Origin of the sequence: Pseudoalteromonas pernae, from assembly GCF_039831865.1 — a bacterium.
In the GTDB taxonomy this organism is placed as follows: domain Bacteria; phylum Pseudomonadota; class Gammaproteobacteria; order Enterobacterales; family Alteromonadaceae; genus Pseudoalteromonas; species Pseudoalteromonas pernae.
This window is the reverse complement of the sequence record NZ_JBDODM010000002.1, coordinates 248,999-271,228: the sequence shown is the minus strand read 5'-3', so window position 1 is coordinate 271,228 and position 22,230 is coordinate 248,999. Positions and strand designations below refer to the sequence as shown.

The window sequence follows — 22,230 nt, the reverse complement described above, 5'->3', positions numbered from 1 at the left end:
GATACCGGTGTCAAAGATGAAAATATGCGCTATCATTCCGCAAATAAAATCAAAAATAAGCCATTTGACAGCGTTGTCATTTTAACTTAACGTTTACGTCCCAATGGCAATATGCAGTATTTGATGCAAGTGGATACACACTCATTATTCGCGAATTTACACAAAAGTGTCGCGATAGTGAGGCAAAATGAATTCAAACGTCGCAGTACCCACTTAATCAGTTAGGAATTCGAGGAACAAAAAATGGTAGCAAGTCGTTCACAATTAACGAGTTGGCAAGCACTCGAGCAACAGGCTCAAGAGCTAAAAAGCGCACATCTAAAGCAATTATTTGCACAAGACGCAGACCGTTTTTCTACGTTTTCTTTAGAGATTCCTGGGGTATTGTTTGATTATTCAAAACAGTTAATCACCACAAGTGTTCGTGATTCACTGATTGCGCTTGCGGAGCAATGTGAGTTGGGCCAATGGCGTGACAAAATGTTCAGCGGTGAAAAAATTAATTTCACTGAAGATCGTGCAGTGTTGCATACGGCGCTCCGTAACCGTGCCAAAACAGCAGTAATGGTTGACGGTCAAAACGTGACTGAGCAAGTAGAAACCGAGCTTGCCAAGATTAAAGTGTTTGTCGAAAAAGTACGTTCAGGTGCTTGGCTTGGTTACACTGGCAAAGCAATCAGCGATGTTGTCAGCATTGGTGTCGGTGGTTCAAACCTTGGCCCGCAGATGGCGACCGAAGCTCTGGCAAGTTACGCTGACGACACATTAAACGTGCATTACGTTTCTAACGTAGACGGCGTGCAAATTGCCCACGTACTCAAAGAGTTAAACCCAGAAACAACATTGTTCGTAGTTTCTTCAAAGACTTTCACTACTTCTGAAACCATGACCAATGCTGGCACTGCGGTGCAGTGGCTAACGAACGCTTCGGGCGATGAAGCCGCAATAGCAAAGCATTTCGTAGCAGTAAGCACTAACTTAGAAAAAACAGCTGCGTTCGGTATTGCTGATGAAAACGTATTCACGATGTGGGACTGGGTTGGTGGTCGTTTTTCAATGTGGAGTGCGATAGGCTTACCGATTGCCTTGTACCTAGGCTACGACGCCTTTATCGATATGCTAGAAGGTGCATTTGAAATTGACCAGCATTTCCAGCAAGCGCCTTTGAGCGAAAACATTCCAGTATTGATGGGTTTACTCAGCATCTGGAATACAAGCTTTTTGGACCACCGTGCCCAAGCTATTTTGCCTTACGACCAAGCGCTGCACATGTTGCCTGCCTATCTTCAACAAGGTGAGATGGAAAGTAACGGCAAGTCGGTAAACTTTGCTGGTCAGGCAGTTAATTACACAACAGTACCATTGATTTGGGGAATGACTGGTATTAACGGCCAACATGCGTTCTACCAGTATCTGCACCAAGGCACAACGATAGTGCCAGCGGATTTCATTGGCTCGGTTCAACCGCAGCACGACGTTGACGACCATCATACCATTTTGATGTCGAACTTCTTTGCTCAAAGCGAAGCGATGATGAATGGCGTTGACGCTGATGAAGTGCGTGCAGATTTACAAGCCAAAGGCTTGAGCGAGCAACGAATTGAAGAACTTGTTGAGCATAAAGTTCACCAAGGTAATCGCCCGACAACGTCAATTATCCTAGATAAAGTGGATGCTAAAGCCGTGGGTCGCCTGATTGCGATGTACGAGCACAAAATTTTTGTACAAGGGATCATCCTAGAGATCTGCTCTTTCGATCAATGGGGCGTTGAACTGGGTAAAGGTCTTGCAAAGAATATTGAGTCCGAATTGCGTGACAATCGTGTAGGGGAGCACGATAGCTCGACGCGTGGACTTATGGCGTATTATCAAGCGAAACGCCAGTAACAATTTAGCTGCAACAGCAGCACAGCCGAGTAGCGCTGAGGGGCTTAGTGGAGCTGATGATATCAATCCGCTAAGGCTCTTATCCCAAACGGGACAGCACACAAGAATACCTTTGAACGGGTAGCGCTGGAGTCTTTAGGGCCTGTATGTTTGTGAGAGGATGTACAGACTCCCTAAGACTCATTTATTCCCAAGCTCCGACAGCTAAGCTCTTAGTGTCGGAGCTTTGCCTTTTTCGAATGTGAAAAAGCCACCTCAAGGTGTAACGAAATTATGCACCGCGAGGACAAATTCCAAGGGCGATAATGTAGAATATCAACCAGCCCTATAGTCACTAGTATTATGTTTTCTTGCCGTTTGAAGCAGGAAAACCAAGCAAACAGGTAGAGAGTAAATCATGCTAAATCCTTTTGATATTATCATTTTTGGTGGTGGCGGTGACCTTGCATTACGCAAGCTGTTGCCAGCTATGTATCGCGCTTATCAGGAAGGCAACTTACCTCAGGGAACGCGTATCTTGCCTACTGTACGTGGCGCAGATAAGCGAGACGAATACATCGACACTGCCCATGACGCACTGAAAGAGCACCTATCAAAAGGTGAATACAACGCTAAAGATTGGAAAGCGTTTGCTCAGTATTTAGTCCCCGTGGTTGTGAATGTAACCGAAGCGGATTCATTGTGGGATGAGCTTAAAGCGACGCTTGATGAGCACGAACAAGATAAGTCTCGCGTGTTCTATCTATCGCTTCCACCTGCTGTGTACGGCAAGTGTTGTGAAATTCTATCTACCAAAGGTCTTATCACAGAGACTTCTCGTGTCGTTGTTGAAAAGCCAATCGGTTACTGCGGCAAGTCAGCAGAAGAAATCAACGCAAAAATCGCCGAGTATTTTACCGAAGAGCAAGTGTTCCGTATTGACCATTACCTCGGTAAGGAAACTGTGCAAAACCTTATGGCACTGCGTTTCTCAAACTCGGTATTTGAAAACCTTTGGGATGCGAAGACCATCGATAATATTCAGATCAGTATTTCTGAAACTGTGGGTCTTGAAAGTCGTGCTGGATTTTACGACAAAGCCGGCGCTTTGCGTGACATGATTCAAAACCACTTGCTACAACTGCTGTGCTTAGTGGCAATGGAGTCACCGCACAAGCTGACAGCAAATTCAATCCGTACTGAAAAGCTCAAGGTTCTTGAAGCGCTTCGTCCACTGGTTGGTGAGCAAGTAGACCAAAATATCGTGCGTGGTCAGTATGTACCAGGCGACCTTGCTGGCAAACTCGTACCTGGTTACCTAGAGGAACTAGGCGAAGGTTCGAGTGCGACAGAAACGTTCGTGGCGATTAAAGCACATATTGATAACTGGCGTTGGGCTGGTGTGCCATTCTACCTTCGTACCGGTAAACGCATGAAGAAGCGTTGTGCGGAAATCGTAGTGGAATATAAGCCGGTTTCGCACAATGTGTATGAGCAAAGTGTGGGCCCAATCCAGCCAAACCGTTTGGTTATTCGTTTGCAACCAGAAGAAAGCATCAAGTTGACATTAATGTCAAAACGTCTTGATAACCTTGAAATGCAACTTGAGCCAGTGACGCTAAACATTGAACTGTCTGAGTCTTATTCAAATGGCTTCCATTCAGACGCATACAAGCGATTGATGCTTGATGCCGCGGCAAATAACCCATCACTGTTTATCCACCGTGATGAAGTGCGCCAAGCATGGCAGTGGATTGATCCAATCATCGAACGTTGGCAAGAAAAAGGCGTTCCAGCATTGTACCGCGCTGGTACGTGGGGCCCAGAAGATGCAGACGAGCTATTGGCTGAAACAAATCATCGTTGGTTCAACACAGGTGAGGGCGCATAATGGCGAATATTACGGAACGCTTTTTTGATTCGAAAGAGCAAATGACCGAAGCGTTGGCTGCGTCACTCGAGAGCCGCCTAACAGATGCATTAGCAACATCACAACGTGCTTCATTGATGGTATCTGGCGGTTCATCGCCAGCACCTGCTTATAAATACCTTTCAGGCTTAGATATCGCTTGGAGTAAGGTTGATGTGGCGATGGTCGATGAACGATGGGTTGATGCAGGGCACGAGAAGAGCAACGAACAGTTCATTAAAGGTACTTTGTTGCAAGACAAAGCAGCCGCAGCGAACTTCATCACCATGAAAAACGCAGCCGCAACTGCTCAGGAAGGTGTTGCTGAGTGTGAGCACGCGTATCAACAAATTCAGCGTCCTTTTGATGTAACAATTTTAGGTATGGGACCTGATGGTCACACGGCTTCATTGTTCCCGCATGCGGAGGGTTTAGAGGTAGGTCTTACATCTGAGCAATTGGTGTGCGCTATCAACGCGATTGAGAGCGAAGTGACAGGTTCTATCACTGAACGTATGACCTTAACACTTCATGCTATTGCTCAATCAAAAGTTGTAAAACTATTGATCAGCGGCGAAGAAAAGCTGGCTGTGTACAAGCAAGCCAGCACAGGTGGTGATGTTAATGAAATGCCACTTCGCGCTGTACTTCAGCACCCAGATATTGAACTTGAAGTATATTGGGCGCCATAAGGCGACATTGCTTTAGATTAAAAAACGCAGCCACGGCTGCGTTTTTTGTGCCCAAAATATATTAACTATTACAGTGTGTTAGCGCCGCTACGTAAAATAATGCGGACAGTATGTTGCACCAACAAAGCGCAAAATCCATTTTAACACTCGCCGCAGTCTTTACTTTTTAGTGACGTTTTGTGCTATATTCCTTCGCGTTTCAATCTGGCTAAACCGTTTTACACTTACTTATTATCCATAAATTTCAATTAGTTAAATATCGATTAGTGCTTTTTTTAAACTAAAAAGACAAAAAGATGTAGCGAAATTGTAATTTTGGGTGTATGGTTTGTTAGTAGATGACAGCGTTGTCATCATCACTGGGCAGAAGTGATTTGAAAATCAACAAAATGATTCAAGGGGAATCCTGTGTTAGCTAAAAATTTTAAGAAAAGCTTATTAGCAGTGAATGTTAGCCTTGCAGTAGGCGCTGGTTTTTCCGGCATTGCAGTGGCAGCAGACGCACAAACTCAAGCAAAAGAAGACGTAGAAGTAATCGAAGTACGTGGTATTCGCCGCTCTTTAGCAGCAGCAATGAACACCAAGCGCTTTGCAAATTCAGTAGTTGATGCGGTATCTGCAGAAGATATCGGTAAGTTCCCAGACAGCGATGTAGGTGAAGCACTTGGTCGTATCTCTGGTATCTCAGTAAACCGTCAATTCGGTCAAGGCCAGCAAGTATCAATCCGTGGCGCGTCAGCTCAGCTTACACGCACACTACTTAATGGTCACTCAGTTGCTTCAACAGGTTGGTACGACCAACAAGCAATCGACCGTAGCTTTAACTACACATTGCTTCCACCTGAGCTAGTAGGTGGTATTGAAGTATCTAAGTCTTCACAAGCGAACACAGTTGAAGGCGGTATCGGTGGTACTGTTAACGTTAAAACGCGTAAGCCTCTAGACCTAGATGCAAACACTATCTTCGGTGGTGTAAAAGCGGACTACGGTACAATTTCTGAAGAAACAGACCCAGATGTATCAGGTCTTTACTCTTGGAAAAACGATGACGAAAACTTCGGTTTCCTACTTGCTGGTGCATACTCAGAGACAAACTATCAACGTAACGGTATTGAGTCGTTAGTTGGATGGGGTGACATCGTTCCGACTACTTTCCAACAAGAACGTGAGCGCACAGCAATCAACGCTGCTTTCCAGTACCGTCCTACTGATAACCTTGAGCTTGGCTTAAATATCATGAGCCTTGAGCTTTCAGCTAACAATGCGAACACGTCATTGTTTGCTATCTTCCCAGATGACAAAGCAGCGGCGTGTGAGCAAACAAATGCCTCTGGCACATGTACTTTCTACCGCCGTACAGCGGGTGATGCGAACCCTGGTTGGGCGCAAACATGGGCACGTGCTGGTTCAATGACATCAGACACAGTTGATTTCGACTTCAAATACGTTGGCGATAACTTCGAAGTGTCAGGTCGCTTTGGTAACACGCAATCAGACGGTGGTACAGATCTAACAGCAAACTACGGTTTCTGGCTAGGTACTCCTGCTGATTTCGCGGGTACTTACGACGCAACAGGCGATGTGATCAAAATCGACATCGCAAACAAAGAATTTGACGCAAGTGACTTCACAGGTGAGCTTTCTCCAGCAGGTTGGTCACTTAAGAAACAACCGAACTCAGATGAAGAAACATACGCACAAGTAGATTTCACTTTCCCTGTGGACTTCGGTGCAATCACTGCAGTTAAAACGGGTTTCCGTTGGGCTGACCACGAAGTTACACAAGAAACGTGGGGCGCGAACCTAGTTGACTCACTACCTGTGAATAGTGCTGACAAGTATTTCTCAGGCACTATGTCTTCAGGTGCAGGTTTTACTCTTCCAGAGCCAAACCTAGATGCAATGATTAGCGATGGTTACGCGGCAATTGCAAGCTTCGATGACACATCAGCAGTTTACAAATCAGGTTACGGTACAATTCAAGAAGAAAACTTCGCATTATACGTAATGGCTGATTTCGAAGGTGAAGCGTTCCGCGGTAACGTGGGTCTACGTTATGTTTCTACAGATGCTGAGTCTGATTACTTCGACCTAGACGCAAACGGTAACTACGCAAACGCGCTTAGCACTGATAAAGCAGATTATGATGAAGTGCTTCCTAGCGTGAACATCGCATTTGACCTAGCTGAAGACGTAATCCTACGTGTATCTGCTGCACAAGTAATGTCACGCGCGAACTACGCTGACATGTTCTCAGCATCGACACTGGCTGGTTACAATGATGGTACAACAGGCAACGAAGTCCTGAAAAAAGGTAACATCGGTCTAGAGCCGTTCAAAGCAACGCAAGCCGACTTCGGTATCGAGTACTACTTCGATAACGATGCAATGTTCAGTGCAACTTACTTCATCAAAGATATCTCAAGCTTCACTAAGACTGACCAAGTTCTTAACCAAAGCATCGGTATCGTTGATAACGACTCAGGTGTAGATAGCTGGACTATCGCAACTATGGGTACGGGCAGTGGCGGTGAGATCCAAGGTATCGAACTACAGCTACAAGATGGTTTCGACAATGGTCTTGGTTACCAAGTGAACTACACGCTTGTTGATTCATCAGCACCAGAAGAGAACTTCCCAGATCGCGTATCACAGTTCACTGACTCATCAGATCACACAGTAAACCTTGTTGGTTACTACGAAACTGAAGACTTCAACATCCGTCTTGCGTATAACTGGCGTTCAGAATACATGATTCGTGAATTACCGGGTTTCTACGGTAACCGCGAGCATCAGGACTACGGCACACTTGATTTAAGTGCTAAGTACTCAATCACTGATAGCCTAGACGTAACATTTGAAGCTGTTAACTTAACTGAAGAAGACAGTGTTCAAATCGGTGTAGCTGAAGGTAATGTAGATGTTAAGCCTGAATTGAAAGATGGCTACCCTGCATGGTTCTTCGAAGGTGAAGCACGTTACAAACTCGGCTTACAATTCCGTTTCTAAGCCGTGCGCTGTGAAAAGCCAGAGACTTGTCTCTGGCTTTTTTTTGTCTGTTATTCACACAGTGAGCGCAGCTATTCCACACAAGTAAAAAAGCTCAGCAATGCTGAGCTTTTATAATTACATTTTGGCTAAGCCATTTTGCTTTATTTTTTGTAATAACTCGCGATTGGGTTGCAGTTGGCTGCGAACATGATTGGCCTTGGCGGCAATTGCACGGTGTAAGCCACTAAGGTTGTGACTACTGTGATTAAACACTGAGCCAGATAAGTGAGTTTCAAAGTCCATGCCGTACAGAACATAGAGGTAATTCTCAAGTCGAAACGCGTCAAACCCTTGCGGGAAGTCATAATGTGAGGGCAAGTGTGTGCGCCAGTGTTGGACGTTTTCTTGTAGCTGCTTTGGCCATGATTGTGGGTTGCGGTTATCCAGCCAAAACTGACTGTCATCGCGATTTGAGATGGCATAATGTAGTTTGATAAAGCTAATTACGCTCTCCCACATACCGCTTACATAGCTATTGAAGCGATTGCTTAGTTGTTCTAATTCATTTGTGCAGGTTGGGAATTGATGCGCCAGTAACTTCGCCGTGGCGTCAAACACCAATAAACCTGTTGCTTCGAGGGGCTCCACAAAGCCCTGCGCTAAGCCAATAGCGACACAGTTTTTATGCCAAAACCTCTCGCGATAGCCCACGGGCATATTGATTTCTCGAGCATTAACTTCGGATGCAGGTTTTTGCAGGTAGTTTGCCAATACTTGGTGCGCTTCATCCGTGCTCATGTGCTTGTCACTGAATACATGGCCGACACCGCGGCGGGTCGGCAGCGAAATATCCCAAATCCACCCCGCTTTTTGTGCGGTTGCTTTTGTGTAAGAGGGTATCAGCGTGTCGGGGTCGTCGTAAGGCACTTGAATTGCCAGTGCTTTATTGACGAACAAGACATCGCTTTTATCAATAAAAGGCACGTGTAACGCTTCGCCTAACAAACGGCTGCCAAAGCCAGAACAGTCAATGTATAAATCGCCTTGGTGCGCATGCCCTCTTGCATCTATCAGTTGATGAATTGCGCCATCGTCGCTGAGCGTGACCTCATTAATATGGGCAAATATCCGTTTAACGCCTAGTTTTTCAGTGGCATGTTCAGCCAGTAAGGCACCAAATTTACCCGCGTCAAGGTGATAACCATATGCGGCTAAGCCTTGATATTCTGGGCAGCATATAGTTTTCGGGGCAAGCTCTGCATCGCATAACTGCGCCTGAATACCGACTTGATGGCTAAAGCTTTTTTGTTGTTGTTCTAACCAAGCTGCGGCATTGTTGTCATCTAAAATAGGGTAGTCAAACGGATGATAATAATGATGTGGCTGCTCACCTCGCGGTTTCATCCAATTATCAAAGCGAATACCTTGTTTGAATGACACATCACAACGCGTGATAAAGTCTGTCTCGCTGATGCCAAACTCTCTGAGTGTATGCACCATCAAAGGTACTGTCCCTTCACCAACGCCGATAGTAGGCGTATCGGGAGACTCAATAACGGTGATCTCAACACCACCTTGGTGCGCAGGTTTGAGTTTCGTTGCTAGATGATTTGCGCTGAGCCAGCCAGCGGTGCCACCACCGAGAATTATCACTTTTTGAATCGGCTTATTGTTCATTGTCTGTTACCTGTAAATGACAGCGCTGTTATTGTATCTATTCTGCGCTGTTAATACAGCTTATTAACAAATAAAGTCTTTGCACTGCAGCAAAGATTTTTAACGAGCGGAATTGATCCTCTATCAGCGCTGATGTGTATTAATAAACCGAGCCTCATGATACGATTCTGAACACATATAAAAATATAGTAATATAAAATGGATTTGACACTTAACCCAGCGCTTCATATTCAATCGATAGATATTCCTGATACCCAAGAGCAGGTGTTTATCATAGATGATTTTTTGCTAGACCCGGAGCCGGTATTACATTTCGCCAAAAAGTATGCGTACTTTAACCCAGTGGGGGCGGACGGCACCTTCTACCCTGGTATTCGAGATCACATGCCTGCACCCTATACCCGTGTGTTAGCGCAACTTCTCAACCGAGATTTGTATCCTTTTACATGCGGCTACGGCCCACAGCGCGTTACCAAATCCATGCTGAGTTTAATCACCTTGGGTCAGTCACAATTGCATGATGTACAAAAGATGCCGCACATAGATAGCAGTAATGACAGAGCTTTCGCGAGTGTGCACTACCTTAGCTCGCAGCCAAGAGGCGGCACCGCAATCTACAAGTTTAAACCTACAGGCACGGTGCAGATTAACCAAAGCAATCAAGACATTGTGTTGAGTATGATTGAACAGGTTAAAGCGCATTCGCATGAGCACAGCGGCTACATAAACGGTGACACGTCTTTGTTTGAGAAAGTCGTGGATATCCCAGAGCGCTTTAACAGGTTGGTGATTTACAAAAGCAATTTGTTGCATAGTGCGCGGCTTACTCATGAACAAAGCATTAGTTCTTCTGTTGAGCACGGCAGGCTAACGGTTTCTTCATTTTTTAATGACCTTCAATAGTCGCATGACTAGGACACACGTTGGCTTTCTTGTAGACTAATCCTATTGCGTACAAACAATAAAAGAAATCGCGTGAACAACAAGATAAAAAGAATTGTCATCCTCGGTGGTGGCACAGCAGGTTGGCTTGCAGCCAGTCATTTAGGCGCTCATTACAAAAAGACTATCCAAGCTGGGCAATTAAGCGTGACCGTTGTTGAGTCTCCTGATGTGCCGAATGTGGGAGTGGGTGAGGGTACTGTGCCAATTATCCGCGACAGTATTCGTAGCTTTGGCATCTCTGAAACCGAGCTTATCAGTAAATGTGATACCAGCTTTAAACAAGGGATCAAATTTGTAGAGTGGACGCATAACCCTTCGCAAAAGCCCGGTAACTTCTATCACCATTTATTTGAGACTCCTCATGTTGCTCAAAGTGGTATTAATGCGCATTGGCTTCTAAACAATCAATCTATGAATAAACACTATGCTCAGTGCGTGTCTATTCAACACGATGTCTGTGAGGCTGGATTAGGGCCAAAAGATTTGTCGACGCCTGAATTTCAGGGCATCGTGAATTACGCGTATCACCTCGATGCAGGAAAATTCACCGAATTACTCTCACATAATGCGCAGCGAAACTTAGGTGTGCAGTACATAAGTGGGCATGTAGATACCGTTAATCTCACAGACGATGGAAACATCACATCGTTGCTCCTAACCGATGGCAATACGATTGCCGGCGATCTATTCGTAGATTGCAGTGGCTTCCAAGGTCGATTGATCAATGATGAACTGCAGGGGACATTCGTAGATAAATCAGATGTACTGCTGTGTGATAGCGCATTGGCTGTACAAGTGCCTTACACCGATCCGAATCATGACATCAAATCTTATACTATCGCCCACGCTCAACAGGCAGGATGGGTCTGGGATATAGGTCTCACTTCTAGGAGAGGAGTGGGTTTTGTATACTCAAGCGCTCATTTAAGTGAAGATGAAGCGTATCAAACCTTATTCAACTATCTCGGTACACAACCTGAGATGGTTAGAAAGATACCAATGCGCACAGGGTATCAAAGCCAGCCATGGCTAAAAAATTGTGTCGCTATGGGGTTGGCACAAGGATTCGTTGAACCACTTGAAGCAACAGGGTTGCTGGTGTTTGATATGTCAGCAAAATTGCTCGCGACAAAACTTCCTGTGACGCCAAATGAAGTGGCGATTGTTGCCAGCAAATTTAATAATCAAATGACCGCCATTTGGGAGGACATTGTGGACTTTATAAAGTTGCACTATTGTATTTCCAAGCGAGACGATACGGCATTTTGGCTAGATAACCGCGCACCAGAAACAATTCCGCAAAGTTTACGCGAACGTCTACAACTTTGGCGTACTCACATTCCTACTCATTTCGATTTTGAACGAACATTGGAGTTATTCAAACTCGAAAATTACCTCTATGTCCTCAATGGCATGGATTTCTGTGTTGATAAAGAGGCCATTGCGTCACGCTATATGCAGACCGAAGGTGCGCCGCAACACCTCGCAATGATTGAGCAAGCGGTTCGCCAAGTCACCAGTGCGTTACCCAAGCATCGTGCGCTGCTAGAGAGTATTAAGCAACGAGGACGTCATTAATACCTTTGTGGCGAACTTTGTTAATTGATTGTGCCACCGAATTCACTTTTGGTGGCACTGCTTTGCTACATAAAGCTACACAGCGCTTATTTTGTTTTAAACATTATCAAGGCCTTGGAATCACTCGTATAGCCTTCTATACAATGACTTTAAACTTTCACGTATTTTCTCTTCCTTTTTGTAAGCAAAACCGATAGCCTTAGGCCACAACAAGTAACAAATACGTAAATAGTATGGAGCAGTATTATGGCGGAGCAACAAGTGCAGCCTTTGCATAACGAGAAACATGCCAACACTAAAATCAAAAATGGCATCAATCTAGAATTCTTAAAAACTCAACACCTAGTACCAGTAGTTGCACACGAGTTCGGTCGTGTAGCAAATGAATTCCCAATGGCTTTCGTTAAAAACAACGAAACAGGTAAATTCCAAGCGGTAGCACTTTTCGGTCTTGAGCCAGGTGAAAACCTTTTCGTAGACGGTGACAAATGGAACGCTGGTTTCGCACCTCTTGCAGTTACTCGCTACCCTCTAGGTCTAGTTAAGCACCCAGAAGAAGAGCAGTACGGTGTAGTAATCGACGAAGCAAGCCCGCTAGTTGGTGAAGAAGAAGGCCAAGCCTTGTTCGAGAACGGCGAAGAAACTGATTACCTTAAGCGTCGTAAAGAAGCGCTTATCTCGTTCATCGAGTTCTCAGGTGTGACAGAAGTATTCACTGAATACCTAGCTGAAAAAGAGCTTTTAGCAGCACAAACGCTGACTGTTGATATCAAAGGTGAGAAAAAAGACATCACTGGTATCTACATGATCGATGAGAAGAAGTTGAATGAACTAAGCGACGAGGCTTTCCTAGAACTACGTAAGCGTGGTTACCTAGCGCCTATCTATTCATTCCTAACTGCTAGCCATCAAGTGGCTCGCCTTGCTCGCCTTAAAGCTGAGCGTAGCGCATAAGCGTGAATGAAATACGATAAAAGAACCCAGCTTAGCTGGGTTTTTTTATGTTGTTTGATTACAAAATCGGCTATTGGCCATCTTGGACGAAAGTTTTACCTTTTTATCCTTGAGTAACTTTCGCCCTTGTGAAAAAATTTAAGTTTACTTAATAACCCCAAACGCAGACACGAGGATTCGATTATGCGCATTATTTTATTAGGCGCACCAGGTGCGGGTAAAGGCACGCAAGCTCAGTTTTTAATGGACAAGTACAGCATTCCACAAATTTCTACAGGTGACATGCTACGTGCAGCTATCTCTGAGGGCACACCGCTTGGTCTAGAAGCAAAGAAAGTGATGGATGCGGGTCAACTTGTGTCTGACGATATTATCATTGGCCTAGTAAAAGAACGCGTAGCGAAAGCTGACTGTGAAAACGGTTTTCTACTAGATGGATTCCCACGCACTATCCCACAAGCGGACGCGATGAAAGAAAACGGCATCAGTGTTGATCACGTTATTGAGTTTGATGTTGCTGACGAAATCATTGTTGAGCGTATGGGCGGCCGTCGCGTACACCCAGGTTCAGGTCGTGTATACCACGTTGTTTACAACCCACCAAAAGTTGAAGGCAAAGACGATGTAACGGGCGAAGACCTTATCATCCGTGATGACGACACAGAAGAAACTGTACGCAAGCGTCTAGCTATCTACCACGAGCAAACAAAGCCGCTAGTAGATTACTACCAAGCCGAAGCGCAAGCTGGCAACACGCAGTACCACAAACTAGACGGTACCCAAGCTGTTGAAGCAGTAAGCAAGCAACTAGCAGACCTGCTAGGCTAAGCAATTTGCAAATTAAGAAACCGCCGCGAGGCGGTTTTTTGATCTAAGCACCACTTTTATAGGTATAATCAACGTCATATCAATAAAAGGAAAATGAATTTATGTCGTTAGCCCTGACGCAGCCGCCGAGTCGCTACGGTGTTTTATTGGTCAACTTAGGTACGCCTGATGCGCCAACAGCCAAAGCAGTACGTGCCTATCTGAAAGAGTTTTTATCTGACACTCGTGTGGTAGAGATTCCCCCTTTTCTTTGGTCCATCATTCTCAATGGCATCATCTTGCCCATTCGCTCTCCTAAAGTGGCCAAAGCCTATGCTGAGATTTGGGAAGACGGCGACTCGCCATTGCGTGCCATTACCCAACGTCAAAGTCTGGCATTAAAAGCCTCAATAGAGTCGCAACTTGGCGAAGATATCCACGTTGATTACGCCATGACTTATGGCAAGCCGAGTATTCAAAGCCGTATTGATGACATGATGGCGCGAGGCATAGATAAAATCGCGGTATTGCCGTTGTATCCGCAGTATTCTGCGACCACTACGGCCGCGGTGTTTGACAAACTAAATCGTCATTTAGCCACCATTCGCAATTTGCCAGAGATTCGTTTTTTGAAGCACTACTACGAGCGTGAGGATTATATCGCCGCACTAGCATCCTCAATTGCTAAATATCGTGAAGAGCATGGCACAGCGGACAAACTGATCTTCTCCTTCCACGGCATCCCGAAACGCTGTGTAAACAAGGGTGACCCATACTATGAACATTGTAAGGCGACGGCTCACAATACGGCGAAGAAGCTTGGTTTGAAAGATGAGCAGTGGATGATGACTTTCCAATCGCGTTTTGGCGCCGAGGAATGGCTACAACCTTATACCGACAAAACTCTTGAGAGCCTTGCTAAGTCTGGTGTGAAAACGATACAGGTCGTGTGTCCTGCGTTTGCAGCGGACTGTTTAGAAACCTTGGAAGAAATCTCTCAGGAAAACGCAGACATCTTCAAAGAAGCAGGCGGCGACCACTTGGGTTATATCCCCGCACTAAACGATTCTGCCGAGCATATCGCGGTATTGACTCAATTAGCTAAATCACAGTTGGTTAACTGGTAAATTAATTAACATAAAAGGGCGCATTGGCGCCCTTGTCATTACAATGCCTTTAACGCTGCAATAGCGTTGTCGTAATTAGGCTCTTTGGATAATTCACTTACTAATTCTTTGTACACAATCTTGTGGTTCTTATCTAACACAAACACTGCACGACTTAGAATGCCCATGTCTTGAATAAGTAGTCCGTAATTTTCAGCAAAGTTTCGCCATACTGCATCCGACAATGTTTCTAACTTATCAATGCCTTCCGCGGCGCAGTAACGTTTTTGCGCAAAGGGCAAGTCCGTACTGATGGTTAGCATGGCTACCTGCGGGTAGTTTGCTGCTACTTGTTCATTAAAGTGCTTTGTTTGAATACTGCATACGCCGGTGTCTAAACTTGGTACTACACTTAGTAACACAGGTTTTTGTTGGTAATCAGCTAATCCTTTGGCTTGGAATTTTGCGTCAACAACGCGAAAGTCCGGTGCAGCTTGGCCAACTTCAACGCCTGTGCCAAGCAAAACAACAGGCTTACCTTGCGCAGTCACCTTGCCAGCATCTAGGTTATTAATAGTGGTGCTTTGTTGCGCGACGGCACTTAAGCTAAATGTCATCACTGCAATTGAACTGACCAGAAGTTTTTTAATCATGTTGTAGCCTTATTATTTATTGATGTCCCATTAAAAGGAGTTTAATGAGCCTACTATATTTAAATTGAGTTTATAAAATTATTTCATTAACATTGTGTTTAGTTAGTTTTAAAAAAACATTAAAAATCATTAGCTCAGCTAACTATTCTACGACGTTTGTGCGAGGTGCGGTAAGTCATGAAAACCCCAGTGTTAATCTGTGACGATTCAACAGTTGCGCGCCGCCAACTTGCACGTTCATTTCCCGAGGACTGGGAAGTACAACTGAGCTATGCCACCAATGGCCAAGAGTGCCTCGCTGCGCTTGAAAGCGCAAAGCCCGAAGTCTTGTTTCTTGATTTAAACATGCCTGGTATGGATGGATATCAAGTATTACAAGCAATTCGCGAACGTCACATTCAAGTGATTGTTATCGTTGTTTCTGGCGATATCCAACCCAGTGCCCATGAACGCGTATTGGCACTAGGCGCGGTGGATTTCATCGCCAAACCCTGCGATGCAAACAAACTAGCTCAAATTATAGATCAGCATGGTATCAAAGATAGCGCGATGCGCCAGCGAATTGCGATGCAGCTAGGCGAGCAGTTAGATCCTGATATTCGTGATATTTATCAAGAAATAACCAACGTTGCCATGGGACAAGCAGGGGATTTGTTGGCACGCTTATTAAAAGTATTCGTGAAGTTGCCAATCCCTAACGTGAATGTGCTTGAGGTGAATGAATTGGCCATGGCGCTGCGCTCCATTGACCAAAATGCTGCGACCTCGGGTATTTGCCAAGGCTTCATCGGTGGTGGTATTTCTGGGGAAGCTTTGTTGTTATTGAATGACTCTAGCTTTAAAGAGATTGCATCGCTGATGAATTACGATGGTGATCTCACTGATAATGTTGAACTCGAATTATTAATGGACGTCAGTAATATCCTCATCGGGGCTGTGCTAACGGGGCTCGCAAAGCAATTGGATGTGAGCTTTTCCCAAGGCCATCCTGTGGTGCTAGGGCAGCACCGCGAAGTGGAAGAGCTGGTGGCCACCAATCGCACACGCTGGCAACGAACACTCGCCATCGAGATAAGTTATGGAATAGAAGATCACGATATTAACTGTGATCTGATGTTGTTATTCACGGAAGATTCGCTGCGTACGCTGAAGTACAAAGTCGAATATTTATTGGAAGACTGATTATGCCTGCTGCTGATTTCAATATGCATGAGATCCATTGGTTAATGGATATGTTTAACACCGTTGACGTAGGGCTGGTTGTGCTCGACAGGCAATATTGTGTATGCATTTGGAACGGCTTTATGGAAAACCACTCGGGTTTGTTACCCAGTGCCGTAAAAGATAAAGATATATTTGATTTATTCCCAAGCATTGATGAGCAATGGTTTCGTAAGAAAACAGATTCCGTATTTGTGCTCAAGAACCGGTCATTTACCATTTGGGAGCAAAAACCTTACATATTCCGCTTTAAGAATTACCGCCCCATCACTGGCAAAGCGCATCATATGTACCAAAACGCCACCTTTATTCCATTGACGAGTACGACCGGCGATGTCACTCATGTGTGTATTATCATTTACGATGTTACTGACGAAGCCGTGAACAAAATCGAGCTCGAAGAAGCAAACCGATTACTCGAGCAAGTCAGTAGAACAGACAGCCTGACGCAATTACCTAATCGTGGTTTCTGGGAAGAAACTCTGACTAAAGAGTTTAAGCGTTTGAATCGATCAAACGGGTGTGGTTCGTTATTGATTTTGGATATCGATCACTTCAAAAACATCAATGACACCTATGGACATGCCACAGGGGATGAAGCCTTAAGACACATTGCCGGCCTGCTCAAAACAACACTGCGTGAGAGTGATATGGCAGGGCGCTACGGCGGTGAAGAGTTTGTAGTGACCTTGTGCGACACCGATTTGGAAGGTGCGCAGGTGTTTGCAGAGCGCCTGCGCCAACGCGTTGAAAGTACAGAAGTCGTCGTTGGTGAGTTCAAACTAAAAATGACCATCAGTATCGGTATCGCCCAGTACCAAGACAGCTTCACACAATATGAGCAATGGATAGAAGCCGCAGATAAGGCGCTTTATCGCTCCAAAGAAAATGGCAGAAACCAAATTTCAGTGTCTGATATGAAATAACGCCCCGACTGCACTGCCACGGGTGAGAGATGACTGCGACGCAAACTTAGGTATTAAGAAATAAAAATCACGACAAAGCCTTCACATCCTATTTGATAACTTAGTTGTACTCTCCACAAACAAGTTATTTTATGAAAACCTTAATACTGGTCATTTTATCAATGCTACTGATGGGTGGCTGCAAACAACGCCACTTAGACATTTTTCCTGAACTTTCAGACGATCAATTAATGTTGCAAAAGCTCTCGGTCGTGCAGATGCGAGCTGATATAGATGCCTTACTTGAGGGAGCTATCCAGCGTCATCCCGACATTGAAGAATATGCAGACCTTGCTTTGCTGCGAGCAAAAGCACAAGAGCTTAAAGCGAGCCTGCACGAGCCACTTAATAGGGTAGAGTTTTATCGAGTCGTTGGCAGTTTGACATCATCTTTTCAAGACGGGCATTCATTCCTGATATGGCCATATCAGGAACTAAATAAAGCGCGTGAAGCAGGGCATCAGACGTTTCCACTTGCCGTAAGTGTCAATGATAAGGGCAAGTTACAGCTAAAACACGCTTACATTCTAGGTGATAAAGCAATCCCCATGTTGTCGGAGATAGTTTCGATAAATGATATAGAGGCTGACTTTCTTTTATCGCAGCTTACGCCCTATGCCGGTGGCGAAACTGCGTTACTGCGCGAGCATGCGGTGGTCATGAGGTTTGGTATTGCCTTGTGGGCGCGCTATGGATGGTTAGATAATTTTGACGTTAAAGTTTCTACTCCTGAGGGGGTTCAAGAGTTACAGCTTGGAGCGCATAAAAACTGGCCGATAGTGGATGAAAAAGCACAAGGTTTTGTAGCTAGCTACTCAGAAAAAGCTCATTACTACAAGCAGTTGTCTGATAGTGTTGGTTTTATTTATTTAGGTCATTTCGATATCGACCCAAATGAATTTGAACGCTTTGTCGATCAAACATTTGCCAACATTAAGCAGCAGAACATTAAGCAACTGATTATCGATATTCGCGACAATCCGGGTGGCAATACAGATACAGTGACCTATTTATCTCGGTACCTTGCTGATAAACCCTTTAGGTTAATTTCAAAACTTAAAGAAAAATTAAATGAAGAAAATAGAGGCTGGCTTAACTATAAAGGAGAGGTAGGTGATATTGTTGTAACAGATTGGGATGATTGGGAATCACCGATTCGTAAAGATCAGCGTTTTGACGGCGATACTTTTTTACTCATTGGGCCGGTAACTTATTCAGCATCGATTGTGCTTGCAACTACGTTGAAGGACAATGGAATTGCCACTTTGGTAGGTGAGGCAACGGGAGGGTATGCTAATCAGTCAGCTCAAGGTAATCTGTTCAACTTACCCAACTCTGAGCTACGCGCTTACGTAACAACACGAATGCTAGTGAGACCCAATGGTGAATTAGCGCGCCGTGGCGTTGCGCCGCATTACAATCTAAACGACTACAATTTAAATGCGTGCAAACATGTGCAAGCAAGTAACGCCTATGCATTTGCTAACAACAATCAAAAAGATAAATCGCTTAGATTAATCGGGTTGCTCCTAAGCGATGAGCTTAAACACTGCGAATAAGAAGTTGAGTAAAACAATGACACATCGCACTAGTTCAGTATTAGTCGTAGAAGACACACATGATATCGCAATCCAGCTATGCGATTTTCTTGAGCGCAAAGGCTTTTTGGTTGACTATGCATCGACAGGGAAGCAAGCGATTAGGCTAGCTACAGAGCATAATTATGATGTTATTGTGCTCGATTTAATGTTGCCAGATATAGACGGTACACAGGTATGCAAAGAAATTAAGCAAACGTGCGATACCCTAGTACCTGTTTTGATGTTGACCGCTCGAGACAGCATAGAGCACAAAGTTGAGGGATTTGGCGCCGGAGCTGATGATTACTTAACTAAGCCTTATGTGCTTGAGGAAGTTTATTTACGTTGCATAGCACTGGCTCGCCGCAACAAACTTCATCACACCAAAGTGACGGAAATAGGTGATCTAAAAATAAATATCAGCACTAAAGAAGTTGAGCGCCAAGGGCAGGTTATTAAACTATCAAGCAAAGACTTTGAAATATTATGCTTGATTGCCGAAGCATACCCCAATGCGGTCAGTAAACGTCAGATCGTTGAAAAAATTTGGGGCTCTGATGCACCAGAAACTGATGCGGTACGAAGTCATATGTACACATTGAGAAACGCCGTAGATAAGCCATTTGATGTGCCGATGATTGTGACTGTTCACGGTATTGGCTTCAGACTTATTGCTAAATAATCAGAACGACACGCCATGAAGCACACAGCAAACACTCACATCTCCAATGCGATTACTAAACTGGTGTTTGCGGTCACGCTGACATTGACGCTCCTGTACAGCATCTTTGTACTTGGGTACTCCTGGGTCATTGAAGATAATATCTTCAATCGTCTAGTATCGCAGCAAGCTAGCACCATCAAGCACAACTACCACACGACTGGAAAAATCGATGTATTAGATAAGCAGATATATCAACTCTTCGAAGGTTGGCAGCAAGTACCCACTGAAATAAGACAAGTAGTACAAGATGAGCCAAATCGCGTTGAGTTTCGCCTTGCAGATGGAAAAACTTACCACCTGAAGCGATTCTATTTAGGTAGTGAAGAGTACGTGTTGCTCGCGAATGTTGAAAGGTTTGAAGTAAGTCGAGATTACTTAAAAGGGGTGCTTGTTTGGTTAGTTGGGTTCAGCGTTATTTCGTGTACTTTGATAGCCTTTCTTGGCTGGCGTATGGGGCGTAAAATAGCAAAGCCGCTCGAGTTGTTAGCTTGCTCAGTGAAAAAGTTAGAAAAAGGAGGTGAGGAATCGTTTCAGCAGTCCCTCAAGTTGATGCCAAACAATGAAGTTGGGCAGTTAGCTCATGCTATTGACCATAGCTTCAAACAACTCAATGACGCTCTCACTAGAGAACTGCACTTTACTAAAGATATCAGTCACGAAATTAGAACACCGATCAGTGTGCTACAGAACGCCCTGAGCCTAGACTCTGACAGCATCGCCCCAGCCAATAAACAAACGAATGAAATCTGCTTTTCAGAGCAGGCTGTAAAACAAATGCGCAGTGCAACCCAAAAGCTAACCCAAACAACAGATGTGTTGTTAGCGCTTGCTCGAAATGAATCTTCTTTGGCGCAATCAGTGTCACTCAATCGACTTATCGAAAAATGCGTGTTGAACCATTTTGCATTAAACCACTCGCAAAAGGGCATGTCTCTTGAGCTTGATATTGATATGCCTGATGACGAGGTGATGATTATTGCCAATCGTAATTTGCTTGAGATCTTAGTGAACAACCTGCTATCAAATGTCGTTGCTCATGCAAGTGATAAAGATGTTCAACTGCTCGTAAGCAAATCAAGCATTCGATTCACTAACCAATTTGCTGAACCGCTGCCAGCGAATCTAACGTTAAGTGGCATAAAAGCATCGAGTAGTGAGGGTATTGGTCAAGGTTTAAGTTTGATAGAGCGTATTTGCACTGCATGTGGATGGACTATGCATGTCGAAATAGATGCTGCGCATCAACGTTTCTCGATCCTTATCGACTTCGGGTCGTAAGAAAGGCCCTTTTCTTCACAAAAGCGCGACACATCAGCACATAAAATATATCTCATCAACTAGGAGGTATGTTATGAAAAACGTTCTGACAATTACATTGTGCAGCATTCTCACACTGGCAAATGTGTTATTACCAACTCCGGCAGCAGCCACTGACATAAAGGCGCACCAGCCAAGCAAAAAAGTAGCTATGTTAATTTCTGGGTACGGCAATAGTGACCCTGACCTATCTTATGACCTAGAGGAGTTAGTGCAAAGCTACCTTATCTTTCATCGCAACAACGTTAAGGTAGATATTGTGACACCTAAGGGCGGTGCTGTTTTAGTCAAACCGAATAAGGATGACTTAGCTCATGTCGCTGACTTCAAAACAAAGACAACAGGCCTTGATAAGTTGGCCAACACCTTATCCGCAGAGCAAGCGGGCGAAAATGACTACGATGCGCTGTTTATTGTGGGTGGGGATGGGGCGGTGTTTGATTTGCCCTTCGATGCAAGTACTCAGCAATGGATCACTACCTTTGCCAAGTCAAATACACCGATAGCCGCGGTATGTCATGGCCCTGCCGCTCTGGTAAATATAAAGCTTGATGATGGCACTTACTATGTTGCGAATAAATACGTCAATAGCTTTACCTATGTAGAAGATAGCGCCTTTAAAAAAGAGCATCTAGATAAGTATCCGATGATAGTGCAAACCGAGCTTGAAGCGCGCGGTGCCCATTTTATTGCCAATAACCCAATGCTGCCCTTCGTTGCGCGTGACGGCAATTTGATTACTGCGCAAAACCCCACCTCGGTGGCGAAAGCCGCGGAAGCCCTTTTAATTGCAATGGGAACTACGCCAGCTGCACGTATCGCGTTTAAAGATGAAGCGACCATGGAGTTAATCGCAATGGCACGCTCAATGGGAGTCGCACAACTAGATATAGCGATGACCAAAAATCCAGAGCGCTACGACACCATGTACTTGGCGCTATATGGCTTATACGCATACAAGTTAGCGGATACAGCACCAGACAAAGCAATTACATTGCAGCTGATGGAAAAAATTAGCGAATACTTTAAGCATCCACAGTATGCGACCCATATGATCAATACTTATCTCGAAATGGGTGATCAGCAGCAAGCAAAGCATCATTTTGAAAACGCAAAACAACAATTCACAGACTTTACCTTACCTGTAAGTCTTGCTGAGAAACTAGGTATATAGCGGAAACACTAACTGGGTTTGAACTTAAAAAAATTCGCACGGTGGTTGGCAAACAGCTAGGCGCCCCAATG

General features: G+C 44.6%; 17 protein-coding genes. 15 read left to right on the top strand and 2 right to left on the bottom strand.

The genetic code is table 11. The annotated features are described in order from the left end of the window. Positions 1–243 precede the first annotated feature (243 nt). From pgi to V1358_RS05275, 4 genes are all read left to right on the top strand, one after another. A complete protein-coding gene (gene pgi / locus V1358_RS05290) occupies positions 244–1,887 on the top strand; it encodes a glucose-6-phosphate isomerase (protein WP_347392836.1) in 1,644 nt (547 codons plus the stop codon). A 397-nt stretch (positions 1,888–2,284) separates the two neighbouring features. After that, a complete protein-coding gene (gene zwf, locus V1358_RS05285) occupies positions 2,285–3,757 on the top strand; it encodes a glucose-6-phosphate dehydrogenase (protein ID WP_347390928.1) in 1,473 nt (490 codons plus the stop codon). Then, positions 3,757–4,467, top strand: a complete 711-nt coding sequence (gene pgl, locus V1358_RS05280) for a 6-phosphogluconolactonase (RefSeq protein ID WP_347392835.1) — start codon at positions 3,757–3,759, stop codon at positions 4,465–4,467. The genes zwf and pgl overlap by 1 nt, the downstream gene beginning before the upstream one ends. 408 nt (positions 4,468–4,875) lie before the next feature. Next, positions 4,876–7,476: a TonB-dependent receptor gene (locus tag V1358_RS05275; RefSeq protein ID WP_347392834.1), complete on the top strand. Its 2,601-nt coding sequence runs from the start codon at positions 4,876–4,878 to the stop codon at positions 7,474–7,476. A gap of 117 nt (positions 7,477–7,593) precedes the next feature. Here the strand turns inward: V1358_RS05275 and V1358_RS05270 are convergent, their stop codons facing one another. Continuing rightward, the gene (locus V1358_RS05270; protein WP_347392833.1) at positions 7,594–9,135 is read right to left on the bottom strand and encodes a tryptophan halogenase family protein; all 1,542 of its coding nucleotides are present in this window, start codon (positions 9,133–9,135) and stop codon (positions 7,594–7,596) included. 198 nt (positions 9,136–9,333) lie between these two features. Between V1358_RS05270 and V1358_RS05265 the strand changes: the two genes are divergently transcribed. The 5 genes from V1358_RS05265 (at position 9,334) to hemH (ending at position 14,546) form a co-directional block, all read left to right on the top strand. Then, positions 9,334–10,038: a DUF6445 family protein gene (locus V1358_RS05265; RefSeq protein WP_347392832.1), complete on the top strand. Its 705-nt coding sequence runs from the start codon at positions 9,334–9,336 to the stop codon at positions 10,036–10,038. A gap of 72 nt (positions 10,039–10,110) precedes the next feature. Beyond that, on the top strand, positions 10,111–11,658 hold the full coding sequence (locus tag V1358_RS05260; protein ID WP_347392831.1) for a tryptophan halogenase family protein: 1,548 nt from the start codon (positions 10,111–10,113) through the stop codon (positions 11,656–11,658). Between the two features lie 246 nt (positions 11,659–11,904). Then, positions 11,905–12,612: a SapC family protein gene (locus tag V1358_RS05255; RefSeq protein ID WP_347392830.1), complete on the top strand. Its 708-nt coding sequence runs from the start codon at positions 11,905–11,907 to the stop codon at positions 12,610–12,612. 183 nt (positions 12,613–12,795) lie between these two features. After that, complete coding sequence (adk, locus tag V1358_RS05250; protein ID WP_347392829.1) at positions 12,796–13,440, top strand: adenylate kinase; 645 nt, start codon at positions 12,796–12,798, stop codon at positions 13,438–13,440. Positions 13,441–13,541: 101 nt separating this feature from the next. After that, positions 13,542–14,546, top strand: coding sequence for a ferrochelatase (hemH, locus tag V1358_RS05245; RefSeq protein ID WP_347392828.1), 1,005 nt, complete (start codon positions 13,542–13,544; stop codon positions 14,544–14,546). Positions 14,547–14,584: 38 nt separating this feature from the next. Here hemH and tpx read toward each other — a convergent pair whose 3' ends face one another. Further along, positions 14,585–15,178, bottom strand: coding sequence for a thiol peroxidase (gene tpx / locus V1358_RS05240; RefSeq protein WP_440589869.1), 594 nt, complete (start codon positions 15,176–15,178; stop codon positions 14,585–14,587). 177 nt (positions 15,179–15,355) lie between these two features. On the opposite strand from tpx, the gene V1358_RS05235 reads away from it, so the two are divergent. From V1358_RS05235 to V1358_RS05210, 6 genes are all read left to right on the top strand, one after another. Continuing rightward, positions 15,356–16,360: a response regulator gene (locus V1358_RS05235; RefSeq protein ID WP_347390920.1), complete on the top strand. Its 1,005-nt coding sequence runs from the start codon at positions 15,356–15,358 to the stop codon at positions 16,358–16,360. A 2-nt stretch (positions 16,361–16,362) separates the two neighbouring features. Then, positions 16,363–17,325: a sensor domain-containing diguanylate cyclase gene (locus V1358_RS05230; protein WP_347390919.1), complete on the top strand. Its 963-nt coding sequence runs from the start codon at positions 16,363–16,365 to the stop codon at positions 17,323–17,325. A 131-nt stretch (positions 17,326–17,456) separates the two neighbouring features. Continuing rightward, on the top strand, positions 17,457–18,923 hold the full coding sequence (locus tag V1358_RS05225; protein WP_347392827.1) for a S41 family peptidase: 1,467 nt from the start codon (positions 17,457–17,459) through the stop codon (positions 18,921–18,923). Between the two features lie 16 nt (positions 18,924–18,939). Continuing rightward, the gene (locus V1358_RS05220; protein ID WP_347392826.1) at positions 18,940–19,626 is read left to right on the top strand and encodes a response regulator transcription factor; all 687 of its coding nucleotides are present in this window, start codon (positions 18,940–18,942) and stop codon (positions 19,624–19,626) included. A gap of 15 nt (positions 19,627–19,641) precedes the next feature. Next, entirely contained in the window at positions 19,642–20,946 is a 1,305-nt protein-coding gene (locus V1358_RS05215; protein ID WP_347392825.1) for a sensor histidine kinase, read from the top strand. Positions 20,947–21,019: 73 nt separating this feature from the next. Next, positions 21,020–22,159, top strand: a complete 1,140-nt coding sequence (locus V1358_RS05210) for a type 1 glutamine amidotransferase domain-containing protein (protein ID WP_347392824.1) — start codon at positions 21,020–21,022, stop codon at positions 22,157–22,159. Positions 22,160–22,230 lie beyond the last annotated feature (71 nt).